This window comes from Variovorax sp. Soil_C_39 (assembly GCF_057656815.1).
In genome coordinates, this window is record NZ_JBDGJQ010000002.1 from 262740 (window position 1) to 274649 (window position 11910).

The 11910-nt window shown below is 66.7% G+C and carries 11 protein-coding genes; 10 read left to right on the forward strand and 1 reads right to left on the reverse strand.

Annotation, left to right across the window (positions count from 1 at the left end; all coding sequences use genetic code 11):
- Window positions 1–51: 51 nt before the first annotated feature.
- The 4 genes from AC3A6J_RS05290 to AC3A6J_RS05305 all read left to right on the forward strand — a co-directional run bounded on the left by AC3A6J_RS05290 (window position 52) and on the right by AC3A6J_RS05305 (window position 4701).
- A complete protein-coding gene (locus tag AC3A6J_RS05290) occupies window positions 52–918 on the forward strand; it encodes a GNAT family N-acetyltransferase (RefSeq protein ID WP_487858863.1) in 867 nt (288 codons plus the stop codon).
- Window positions 915–3227, forward strand: a complete 2313-nt coding sequence (gene ppk1 / locus AC3A6J_RS05295) for a polyphosphate kinase 1 (RefSeq protein ID WP_487858864.1) — start codon at window positions 915–917, stop codon at window positions 3225–3227. Before AC3A6J_RS05290 ends, ppk1 begins: the two co-directional genes overlap by 4 nt.
- A 22-nt stretch (window positions 3228–3249) precedes the next feature.
- The gene (locus AC3A6J_RS05300) at window positions 3250–3711 is read left to right on the forward strand and encodes a SixA phosphatase family protein (protein ID WP_487858865.1); all 462 of its coding nucleotides are present in this window, start codon (window positions 3250–3252) and stop codon (window positions 3709–3711) included.
- 225 nt (window positions 3712–3936) lie between these two features.
- On the forward strand, window positions 3937–4701 hold the full coding sequence (locus AC3A6J_RS05305; protein WP_487858866.1) for a hypothetical protein: 765 nt from the start codon (window positions 3937–3939) through the stop codon (window positions 4699–4701).
- Between the two features lie 29 nt (window positions 4702–4730).
- On the opposite strand, the gene AC3A6J_RS05310 is transcribed toward AC3A6J_RS05305, so the two are convergent.
- A complete protein-coding gene (locus tag AC3A6J_RS05310; RefSeq protein ID WP_487859343.1) occupies window positions 4731–6245 on the reverse strand; it encodes a Ppx/GppA phosphatase family protein in 1515 nt (504 codons plus the stop codon).
- A gap of 243 nt (window positions 6246–6488) precedes the next feature.
- On the opposite strand from AC3A6J_RS05310, the gene pstS reads away from it, so the two are divergent.
- The 6 genes from pstS (at window position 6489) to phoB (ending at window position 11867) form a co-directional block, all read left to right on the forward strand.
- Window positions 6489–7526 carry a phosphate ABC transporter substrate-binding protein PstS gene (gene pstS, locus AC3A6J_RS05315; RefSeq protein WP_487858867.1) on the forward strand — a complete coding sequence of 346 codons (1038 nt, stop codon included), beginning with the start codon at window positions 6489–6491 and terminating at the stop codon, window positions 7524–7526.
- A gap of 85 nt (window positions 7527–7611) precedes the next feature.
- The gene (gene pstC / locus AC3A6J_RS05320) at window positions 7612–8634 is read left to right on the forward strand and encodes a phosphate ABC transporter permease subunit PstC (protein ID WP_487858868.1); all 1023 of its coding nucleotides are present in this window, start codon (window positions 7612–7614) and stop codon (window positions 8632–8634) included.
- Complete coding sequence (gene pstA / locus AC3A6J_RS05325) at window positions 8631–9518, forward strand: phosphate ABC transporter permease PstA (protein ID WP_487858869.1); 888 nt, start codon at window positions 8631–8633, stop codon at window positions 9516–9518. The genes pstC and pstA overlap by 4 nt, the downstream gene beginning before the upstream one ends.
- A 17-nt stretch (window positions 9519–9535) precedes the next feature.
- Window positions 9536–10315, forward strand: coding sequence for a phosphate ABC transporter ATP-binding protein PstB (gene pstB, locus AC3A6J_RS05330; protein ID WP_487858870.1), 780 nt, complete (start codon window positions 9536–9538; stop codon window positions 10313–10315).
- Window positions 10316–10330: 15 nt separating this feature from the next.
- On the forward strand, window positions 10331–11032 hold the full coding sequence (gene phoU, locus AC3A6J_RS05335) for a phosphate signaling complex protein PhoU (protein ID WP_487858871.1): 702 nt from the start codon (window positions 10331–10333) through the stop codon (window positions 11030–11032).
- 142 nt (window positions 11033–11174) lie between these two features.
- Window positions 11175–11867, forward strand: a complete 693-nt coding sequence (gene phoB, locus AC3A6J_RS05340) for a phosphate regulon transcriptional regulator PhoB (protein WP_487858872.1) — start codon at window positions 11175–11177, stop codon at window positions 11865–11867.
- The last annotated feature ends 43 nt before the right edge of the window (window positions 11868–11910 follow it).

Sequence of the window (11910 nt, forward strand, 5' to 3'; positions counted from 1 at the left end):
CATGCCGGTTTCACCGCGGGTGCCGAGACTCCGTCGCAGAAAGGGTTCCCCATGAAAGAACTGCCCAATCCGACGTTCCCGCTTTCGCAGATCGGCCTGCGCGCCGCGCTCTGGCCCACGCCCGGCCTTCCGCGCGTGCCGGTCGCCGAGGTGCCCGCCGCCATCCTGGTGCCGCCGGTGGTCGATGCGAAGCAGGGCATCACGGTGGGCTGGGCACGCCACCTCGACGACGTGCGCGCCGCGCAGCGCCTGCGCCACGAGGTGTTCGTCGGCGAGATGGGCGCCCGCGTGAGCACGCCGCTGGCGGGCCACGACATCGACCTGTTCGACGATTTCTGCGAGCACCTGCTGGTGCGCGATGCACTGACACAGCAGGTGATCGGCACCTACCGCGTGCTCACGCCGGCGCAGGCCCGGCGCGTCGGCAGCACCTACAGCGACACCGAATTCGACCTGACCCGCCTGCGCGACCTGCGCGAGCGCATGGTCGAGCTCGGCCGCAGCTGCGTGCACCCGGCGCATCGGCAGGGCGGGGTGATCCTCGCCCTGTGGGGCGCGCTGGCGGGGTTCATGCACCGCAACAAGCTAGACACGATGATCGGCTGCGCGAGCATCCCGATGTCGCACAACGGCGTGACCAGCGGCGACGCCGCGGCCAGCATCTGGCGCCAGCTCTCGGCCACCCACATGGCACCGATCCAGTACCAGGTGCAGCCGCGCCTGCCGCTGCCGGTCGAGCGGCTCGACAGCGCGCTCGATGTCGAGCCGCCTGCACTCATCAAGGGCTACCTGCGCCTCGGTGCCAAGGTGCTGGGCGCGCCGGCCTGGGACCCGGACTTCAACACCGCCGACCTGCCGATGCTGATGCGCATCGACGACCTGCCGCCGCGCTACCGCAAGCATTTTCTCGGCGCATGAAGCCAGCGGCGATCCGGCCCGAGGGAGGGCCGCCGGGTTCCTCGCCCAGCCTGGCGCCGGAGGCGGGCGGACCGCTGGCGTCACGGGTGCGTCACGAAACCGTCACGAACGACGGTGACACTGTCATATTCCCGTCTTTGTGTACTGCCGTGCCGCTTGCCCCAGAATCATTGCCCATGGAATCTGTTTCCGCTGGCCCGCCAGTCGCGGCTTCGGCATTCAAACTCCTCGACCGCGACCACAGCATCCTGTCGTTCAACGAGCGCGTGCTCGACTGGGCGCACCGGCCCGAAGTGCCGCTGATCGAGCGCCTGCGCTACCTGTGCATCGTGTCGTCGAACCTCGATGAATTCTTCGAGGTCCGTGCCGCGCCGCACCTGATCGCCAGCGGTGCCGGCGACCGCAAAGGCGTCTACACCGTCGGCTCGTTCGAGCGCCTGGCCGAAACCGCTCATGCGCTGGTGGCGCGCCAGTACGCGCTGTACAACGACGAGCTGATGCCGACCTTCGCGACGCACGGCATTCACATCATTTCGCACGGCGAGCGCAATGCCGCGCAGCGCAAGTGGGTCAGCGAGTATTTCGAGCGCGAGGTGCGCCCGCTGCTGATCCCGGTGGGCCTCGATCCGGCGCATCCGTTCCCGCAAGTGGCCAACAAGTCGCTCAACTTCATCGTGCGGCTCGGCGGCAAGGATGCCTTCGGGCGCGAGAACCCGATTCAGATCGTCAAGGTGCCGCGGGTGCTGCCGCGCGTGATCCGCATGCCGGCCAAGGTGTCGGAGGGCAAGACGCTGTTCGTGGCGTTGTCCAGCGTGGTGCGCGCGCACCTGTCCGGCATGTTCCCCGGCCGCGAGGTGGGCGACTTCTCGCAGTTCCGCGTCACGCGGCATTCCGATCTCGCGGTGGACGAGGAAGACGTCAAGAACCTGCGCACCGCGCTGCGTCAGGGTCTGCAGCACCGCCACTTCGGGCAGGCGGTGCGGCTCGAGGTGTCGGCCAGCTGCGCGGAGTCCCTGGCGAGCTTCCTGCTGGCGCAGTTCAACCTGCCGCCGCAGGCGCTCTACCGCGTGCATGGGCCGGTCAACCTCGCGCGGCTGACGCAGCTGATCGACCTGCTCGAAGAGCCGCAACTGCGCTTTCCGCCTTACGCCGCCTCCTATCCCGTGACGCTGTCGCCGGCGCAGTCGTTCTTCGAGCGCCTGCAGCGCGGCGACGTGCTGATCCATCAGCCCTTCGAGAGCTTCGACGGCGTGCTCGCCTTCCTGCGTGAGGCAGTCGACGACCCGCAGGTGCTGGCCATCAAGCAGACCATCTATCGCACCGGCCCCGACTCCGAACTGATGGACCTGCTGCGCGAGGCCGTGCGCAAGGGCAAGGAAGTGACGGTGGTGGTGGAGCTCAAGGCCCGCTTCGACGAAGAGGCCAACATCAATTGGGCCGAGATGCTCGAATCGATCGGCGCGCAGGTGGTGTATGGCGTGGTCGGCCTGAAGACGCACGCCAAGATGCTGCTGGTGACGCGCCGCGAGGGCAAGCAGATGCGTCGCTACGGGCATCTCTCGACCGGCAACTACAACCCGCGCACCGCGGGGCTCTACACCGACATCAGCCATCTCACGGCCGATCCGCTCTTGACGGCTGACATGGAGGCGGTGTTCGTGCACCTGGCCAGCCAGAGCCGGCTGCCGAAGCTCAACCGCATGTGGCTTGCGCCCTTCGACCTGCACCGCAACCTCGTGGCGCAGATCGACGCGCTCGGCGTGGCGGCGGCTGCCGGTGAGCCCACGCGCATCGTCGCCAAGATGAATGCGCTGACCGACGAGGAACTGGTCGCAGCGCTGGTGCGCGCCGGGCAGAACGGCGTGAAGATCGACCTCATCGTGCGCGGCGCCTGCACGCTGCCGGCGCAGGTGCCGGGGCTGACCGACAACATCCGCGTGCGCTCGGTGATCGGGCGTTTCCTCGAACACTCGCGGGTCTTCTATTTCCGCAACGGCGAGGACGAATCGCTCTACCTGTCGAGCGCCGACTGGATGAACCGCAACATGATGCGGCGCATCGAGCTGGCCTGGCCCGTGACCGACCCGAGCCTGCGCCAGCGTCTGATCGACGAATGCCTAGTGGCCTACCTGCACGACGGACGCGATGCCTGGGACCTTGGCGGCGACGGCATCTACACGCGCGTCGACCGCGATACCCACCCCGGGGAGGCCGGCGCCTCGCGCGCCATCGAGGCGCACGGCGCGCAGACCGCGCTCATGAACCGGTACGGCGCGCGTGGTGGGCACGCCGAGGCCTCCGGCAGCTGACGACGACCGAAAGGCGATGACCATGGACCTGATCTTCTGGCGCCATGCCGAAGCCGACGACTGGACCGAGGGCTGTGACGACCTGCAGCGTTCGCTGACCGGCCGCGGCGAAAAGCAGGCCAAGCGCATGGCCAGCTGGCTGGACCGCCAGCTGCCCGACGGCACGCGCATCATCTGCAGCCCGGCGCGGCGCTGCGAGCAGACTGCGCTGGCGCTCGGCCGCAAGTACAAGTTGCGTTCGGAGCTCGCGCCCGACACCACGCCCGACGCTTTGCTGAGCGCGGCGGGCTGGCCCAACGGCAAGTCGGTCGTGCTGATGATCGGCCACCAGCCCTCGCTCGGCCAGGCCATCTCGCTGCTGCTGGGGCTGAAGCAGGACAGCTGCCCGGTGCGCAAGGGCTCGGTGTGGTGGATCCGCACGCGCGAGCGCGATGGCGATGTGCAGACGGTGGTGGTCACGGTGCAGTCGCCCGAGCTGCTCTGAGTTGGTGGGGCGCGCGATCTGCCCCAATATGTAAACTAATTCACCAATTTCGCGGGGACGCGGCACGGTTATGTAGGCACAATGGCCGTGCCGGATGCATTTAGAAACATATGCATCTATAACTTACAACTACAAGGCGATTGCGCAGCAAGCGCCTTGTGTGCCGCGGAATTCCGGGCAGGCGGGTGAGCAGGCTGTACAGCCGCCTTTCACCCGCGAATGCCCATGAAAGCGCTTGTGCCGCTGCTGGCCGCAGCAGTTCTTCTCCTGTCGGGATGTGCCGCCACGCGCTCCCCCGAGCCCGCCCCGCAGGTTCGACACGACGCGACCCGCACCGTCACCCGGATCGAACTCGTCTACAACGACGAAGACCTGCTGAATGTCATGGACGGCGGCGGTTCCGCCATCGTCGGATGGGCGGGTGTCTTTGGCCCGGTCGGCACGCTCGTTGCGCTCGGCGTGGAGGTCGGCACCCGCGTCACGCGGGCCGATCGCATCGAACGCCGCACTGGGGAGTTCACCACCCGTGTGAAGCAGGGCGGGGCGGTGCCGCTGAATCGGCATTTCGCCGACCTGGTGGCGGCACGCCTGCGGGCCAGTGGCCGAGAGGTCAAGTTGACGCCGGTCGCTCGCGTCGACAGGCCGGACGACGTGTTGCAGGCGCCGGGGTTCGAGCCCACCCCTGGCTACAGCACGCTCATCATGCGGGTTACCACGACCTACGGCGCGGCCGACATGACCTCGAGCTACAAGCCCTTCGTCGCGATCGAGCAGGCGCTCAAGAACGAGCAGCAGGCGGTGCTCCACCAGACCACTCACACCGCCGACCTCGAAGAGCCGGCCTTCCTGGCCTACGACGGCCTGCTGCAGGACACGGCCAAGGCCCAGGAGGGCCTGCGGCGCGGGCTGTCGCAGATCCTCTGGCCGGCCTACGCCGGCATGTTCGGCGACGATGCGCTGCCCCGTCTTGCCCAAGCCGATCCGAAATAAGACTGCGCGGGGCCGGCAGGGCGCTCGTTCTAGCTGAGTTCGATGCGCCAGTTGCTGGTTTTTTGCCACGCCAGCACTTCTTCGCGCAGCAGATGCGCGGACTGCGGATAGGCCTCGGCCCAGTCTGGCGCGCACGCGATCGTGAACGCCCGTGCGCCCAGCGCCGCCAGATGCAGCGCTTCGGCGTCGGGGTCGCGGCGCGCGTGGCACAGGATGACGGCGAGCCGCAGCGACAGCAGCTGCATCACGAAGGTTTCGTCATCGAGTGCCGCCTCGAGCTTGCGCAGCTTGCCGCGCTGGCCCAGCACCAGTTGCGCCAGTGCATGCAGTTCGTTGACCGCGAAGCCGGGCGCGTCGGTGTTGTCGAGGATGTAGGCACCGTGCTTGTGGTAGTCGCTGTGCGACACCAGCGTGCCGATCTCGTGCAGCTGCGCTGCCCAGCCGAGCTTGCGCAGCGCGCGCCCGGCGCGGCTGCCGGTGCTGCCGCCCCGGGCTGCGGGCATGAGCTGCACGAACAGCGCCGCCGCGGTGTCGCCCACGCGCCGTGCCTGTGCCGCATCCACCGCGAACCGGCTGGCCAGCCGCGCCACCGTGGCCGTGCGCATGTCGGCCACGCTCTCGTCGCGCTCCAGCAGTTCGTACAGCACGCCGTGGCGCAGCGCGCCCTGGGCGACCTTCATCTGCTCGATGCCGAGCAGGTCGAACACGGCGCGCAGCACGCTCACGCCGCCGCCGATCACGGCCTTGCGGTCTTCGCGCATGCCGTCGATGCGCAGCCGGTCGGTGCTGCCGGCCTTGAGCAGGCGGTCGACGAGCCAGTCGAGCCCTTCGCGCGTGACGAGCCCCGGCTCGCCGCCGGCCGCGGCCAGCATGTCGCCCACCGCGCCGATGGTGCCGGAGGCGCCATAGGCCACGTCCCAGCGGTCGCGGCCGTAGCCGGAGAGCGCATCGTCGAGCACCGCCTTGGCGGCCACCTCGGCGGCGCGGAAGGCGGCGGGCGTGAAGAGCCCTTCGGCGAAGTGCTTCATCGACCAGGCGACGCTGCCCACGCGGTAGGACTCCACCAGCTCGGCCTCGAGAGCGCGGCCGATGATCATTTCGGTGGAGCGCCCGCCGATGTCGATCACCAGCCGCCGTTCGCGGTCGGAGGCATCGGTGTGCGGCAGCATGTGCGCCACGCCCTGGTAGATCAGGCGCGCTTCCTCGCGGCCCGGGATCACGTCGATGCCGAACCCCAGGATGGTGCGCGCACGCAACAGGAATTCTTCTCGGTTGCGCGCCTCGCGAAGCGTCTGCGTGGCCACGGCGCGCACCTGCGAGCGCTTGAAGCCGGACAGCCGCTCGCCGAAGCGGGCCAGGGCGTCCCAGCCGCGCTGCATGGCTTCGGGTGTGAGGTTGCGGGCGCTGTCGAGGCCGTTGCCTTGGCGCACGGTTTCCTTGAGGTATTCGGTGCGGTGGATCTGGCCGTGGTCGACCTGGCCGATTTCGAGCCTGAAGCTGTTCGAACCGAGGTCGACAGCGGCGAGGCGGGTGCCGTTTTGCATGTAGTTCTGTGAGAGGAGCAGTGACATGGATCGTAGCGCCGTATGGCGCGCCGAAGGTCCACGGCGGGCATCGGCAGAGGCTAGGCGTGACAAATGACGGTTCCGTGACAGCGTCACATGCGCCAGGGGAGAGCAACCGCTTTTTCCCTCGACAGCGAGGTGTCACACCGATGTCACACAAGCTTTTTAGAGTCCGTTCCAAGCCCGAAAGGGACTACTTCTTACTTCTAAAGGACGCCTTTGATGAATACGACCTTCAAATTCGCCGCCGCCGGCCTCGTGACCGCGCTCTTCGCCCATGTGCCCGCCTTCGCGCAAGACGTGACCGGCGCCGGTGCCAGCTTCCCGGCACCGCTCTATGCCAAGTGGGCCTCCGATTTCAACAAGGCCACCGGCGTCAAGATCAACTACCAGTCGGTGGGCTCGGGCGCCGGCCTGAAGCAGATCGAGGCCAAGACGGTCGACTTCGGCGCTTCCGACGCGCCCCTGAAGGACGAGGACCTCCAGGCCAAGGGCCTGATGCAGTTCCCCACCGTCATCGGCGGCGTGATCCCCGTGGTCAACATCCAGGGCATCAAGCCCGGCGAGCTGAAGCTCAACGGCCAGGTGCTCGGCGACATCTACCTGGGCAAGATCACCAAGTGGAACGACCCCGCCATCAAGGCGCTGAACGGCTCGCTGGCCCTGCCTGACGCCACCATCGCACCGGTTCGCCGTGCCGACGGTTCGGGCACCAGCTTCCTGTTCACCAACTACCTGAGCAAGGTCAACGCCGAGTGGAAGACCAAGGTCGGCGAGGGCACGGCCGTCAACTGGCCGACCGGCGCGGGCGGCAAGGGCAACGAAGGCGTCGCAGCGTTCGTGAACCGCCTGCCGAATTCGATCGGCTACGTCGAGTACGCCTACGTCAAGCAGAACAAGATGACCTACGCCCAGCTGCAGAACGCGGCCGGCAACTTCGTCTCGCCGGAAGCCGACGCCTTCAAGGCCGCCGCTGCCAACGCCGAGTGGAACAAGAGCTTCTTCCAGGTGCTGACCAACCAGGCCGGCAAGGACGCATGGCCCATCACCGGCGCCACCTTCATCCTGATGCACAAGGTGCAGGACAAGCCCGCCAATGCCACCACGGTGCTGAAGTTCTTCGACTGGGCCTACAAGAGCGGCGACAAGACGGCCGACGACCTCGACTACGTGCCGATGCCCGACAACGTGAAGGCCACGATCGCCAAGGCATGGGGTGAAGTGAAGGACGCATCGGGCAAGCCGGTCGCATCCAAGTAATTCCAACCATCACAGTCCAGGACGGCGCACCGTGAGCAACAGAACGCTCGACGGTGCGCCGCTTTCGTCATTGCCGGAGCGACCCGTGTCATCCACTTTCCCTGCTTCCGCAGCCGCGCTCGACCGTTCAGGCGATCGTGCGCGAACCAACCCGCCACCGGCCAAGGCGCCGCGTTCCGGTCCCATGGCCGACCGCCTGTTCGGCTGGGCGGCCAAGGGCGCCGCGTTGCTGACGCTCGCGATGCTGATCGGCATTTTGCTGTCGCTGATCGCCGGCGCATGGCCAGCGATCGCGAAGTACGGCCTCGGCTTCCTGACGAGCAGCGTTTGGGACCCGGTGAAGGACGAGTACGGCGGCCTGGTCATGATCTACGGCACGCTGGCCACCTCGCTCATCGCACTGGTGATCGCCGTGCCGGTGAGCTTCGGCATCGCGCTTTTCCTGACAGAACTTTCGCCCAACTGGCTCAAGCGCCCGCTGGGCACAGCCATCGAATTGCTCGCCGCCGTGCCGTCGATCGTCTACGGCATGTGGGGCCTGCTGGTGTTCGGCCCCATTCTTTCCACTTATGTGCAGCAGCCGCTGCAGAAGCTGTTCGAGGGCGTGCCATACCTGGGCGCCCTGGTGTCCGGCCCGCCCGTGGGCATCGGCATCCTGTCGGCCGGCATCATCCTCGCGATCATGATCATTCCGTTCATCGCCTCGGTGATGCGCGACGTGTTCGAGGTGACGCCGCCGCTGCTCAAGGAGTCGGCCTACGGCCTCGGTTCCACCACCTGGGAAGTGGTTTCCAAGGTGGTGCTGCCCTATACCAAGGCCGGCGTCATCGGCGGCATCATGCTCGGCCTCGGCCGGGCGCTCGGTGAAACGATGGCCGTCACCTTCGTGATCGGCAACATGAACCAGCTCAACTCGCTGTCGGTGTTCGAGGCGGCCAACAGCATCACATCGGCACTCGCCAACGAGTTCGCCGAAGCCGGCGCCGGCCTGCACCAGGCTGCGCTGATGTACCTCGGCCTGGTGCTGTTCTTCATCACCTTCGTCGTGCTGACGCTGTCGAAAGTGCTGCTGGCCCAGATGAAGAAGAGCGAAGGAACCAAGTCGTGAGCAGCACCGCACAGAACCTCCTCAACGCCAAGGCGTTGGCGGAAACGCGCCAGGCCAGATTCGCCTCGCGCAACCGCGTGAACAAGGTCGCGCTGACGCTGTCGCTCGCGGCGATGGCGTTCGGCGTCTTCTGGCTGGTCTGGATTCTCTGGGAAACGCTGCGCCTGGGCATCGGCGGCCTGGCGCTCGCCACCTTCACCGAGATGACGCCGCCGCCGAACGAGGCGGGCGGCATTGCCAACGCGATCTTCGGTTCGTTCGTGATGGTGATGATGGCGACCTTCGTGGGCACGCCCATCGGCATCATGGCCGGCATCTACCTGGCCGAGTACAACCCGAAGGGCTGGCTCTCGTCGGTGACGCGCTTCGTCAACGACATCCTGCTGTCGGCACCGTCGATCGTGATCGGCCTGTTCGTGTATGCCGTCGTGGTCGCGTACTTCAAGACCTTCTCGGGCCTGGCCGGTGCGCTGTCGCTGGCGCTGATCGTGATTCCGGTGGTGATCCGCACCACCGAGAACATGCTGCAGCTGGTGCCCCCGGGTCTGCGCGAAGCGGCCTATGCGCTCGGCACGCCGAAGTGGAAGGTCATCCTGAGCATCACGCTGCGCGCCGCGCGCGCCGGTGTGGTGACGGGTGTGCTGCTGGCCGTGGCACGCATCGCCGGCGAGACGGCACCGCTGCTCTTCACCGCGTTGAACAACCAGTTCTGGACCGCCGACGTGAGCCAGCCGATGGCCAGCCTGCCGGTGACGATCTTCAAGTTCGCGATGAGCCCGTACGAGAACTGGCAACAGCTGGCCTGGGCCGGCGTGTTCCTGATTACCGTGGCCGTGCTCGCCCTCAACATCCTGGCGCGAGTACTGACGCGCAACAAATTCTGATCCAACAAGTAGCCACCATGCCAAACACCGCCGCACAACCGTCGCGCTCGAAGCTCTCGGTCAAGGACCTGAACTTCTACTACGGCAAGTTCCACGCGCTCAAGGGCATCAACCTCGAGATTCCCGAGAACAAGGTCACGGCCTTCATCGGCCCGTCGGGCTGCGGCAAGTCGACCCTGCTGCGCACCTTCAACCGCATGTTCGAGCTCTATCCCGAGCAGCGCGCGGAAGGCACCATCGCGCTCGACGGCGAGAACCTGCTCACCTCCAAGCAGGACGTCGCGCTGATCCGCGCCAAGATCGGCATGGTGTTCCAGAAGCCCACGCCGTTCCCGATGTCGATCTACGACAACATCGCCTTCGGCGTGAAGCTGTTCGAGAATCTCTCGGCCAGCGACATGGACGACCGCGTGGAGTGGGCCCTGAAGAAGGCCGCGCTCTGGACCGAAGTGCGCGACAAGCTGCAGCAGAGCGGCTCGGGCCTCTCGGGCGGCCAGCAGCAGCGCCTGTGCATTGCGCGGGGCATCGCCATCAAGCCCGAGGTGCTGCTGCTCGACGAACCGTGCTCGGCGCTCGACCCGATCTCGACTGCGAAGATTGAAGAACTGATCGCCGAACTCAAGAGCGAGTACACCGTGGTCATCGTCACGCACAACATGCAGCAGGCCGCACGCTGCAGCGACTACACCGCCTACATGTACCTGGGCGACCTCATCGAGTTCGGTGCCACGGAGCAGATGTTCTTCAAGCCGCAGCGCAAGGAGACCGAGGACTACATCACCGGCCGCTTCGGTTAAGTCAAAGGAGACAACATGACCGAGAAACACCTTTCCAGCCAGTTCGACAGCGAACTCAACGGCGTCTCGTCGCGCGTGATGGAGCTCGGCGGCATGGTCGAATCGCAGATTCACCAGGCCGTGTACGCGCTGCTTCAGTTCGACCCCGAGGCGGCCGATCGCGTGATGGAGACCGAAGTGCGCGTGAACGCGATGGAGATCGAGATCGACCGCGAGCTGTCGTCGATCATCGCGCGGCGCCAGCCCACGGCGCGCGACCTGCGCCTCTTGATCGCCATCTCCAAGACCACTGCCAACCTCGAGCGCGTGGGCGACGAGGCCCACAAGATCGCGCGCATGGTCAAGTCGATCATCGAGAGCGGCTCGGCCCGTGCGCTGCCCTCGAACGAGCTGCGCATCGCCGCCGACCTGGCCTCGGGCCTGCTGCGCACCGCGCTCGACGCGTTTGCGCGGCTGGACACGGCCGCGGCGCTGTCGATCCTCAAGGACGACGACCTGATCGACAAGGAGTTCGACGGCTTCGTGCGCAAGCTGGTCACCTACATGATGGAAGATCCGCGCACCATCTCGGCCAGCCTCGACCTGCTGTTCCTGGCCAAGGCCATCGAGCGCATCGGCGACCACGCGAAGAACATTGCCGAATTCATCATCTACATCGTCAAGGGCGCCGATGTGCGGCACACTTCGATGCAGGAAATCGAGTCGGCGCTTCAATGACCCACCCCCGTTCCTTGCTCACTTCGTGTAGCCGACTCCCCCCTCAAGGGGGCAAAACCAGCGGCCCGGCAAAGCCGGTTCCGCGGTGTTCCCCGCCTAGGCCATTGGGCGCGGGGGCTTGCGCAGCATTTCAATCTCTCTCATGAAGAAGCCACGAGTCCTGATCGTTGAAGACGAATCCTCGATCGCCGAGCTGATCGCGGTCAACCTGCGCCACAACGGCTTCGAGCCGATCTGGTCGGAAGACGGCGCCGCAGCCCAGCGCGAGATCGACGCCTTTCTGCCCGACCTGATCCTGCTCGACTGGATGCTGCCGGGCCAGAGCGGCCTGCAGCTCGCACGCCAGTGGCGCAAGGATGCGCGCACCAAGGGCATCCCGATCCTGATGCTGACCGCGCGCGGCGACGAGCCCGACAAGGTCGCGGGCCTCGACGCGGGTGCCGACGACTACATCACCAAGCCGTTCTCCACGCAGGAAATGCTCGCCCGAATCCGGGCCGTGCTGCGCCGCCGCGCGCCCGAGGTCGTGACCGAGCGCGTCGAGATCGGCGAACTGGTGCTCGACACCGCGACGCACCGGGTCACCTGGCAGGGCAATGCACTCAAGGTGGGCCCGACCGAATTCAAGCTGCTCGCCTACCTGATGCAGCATGCCGAGCGCGTGCACAGCCGCGCGCAGCTGCTCGACAAGGTATGGGGCGACCACGTCTACATCGAGGAGCGCACGGTCGACGTGCACGTCAAGCGCCTGCGCGAATCGCTCGGTGCGGCTTCGCCGATGGTCGAGACGGTGCGCGGCGCCGGCTATCGTCTGACCGCCCAGGTCACGGTTTGAGCCGGCGCGCCGTTCGCTCCGGCCACGGGCGCGGATAATCGCG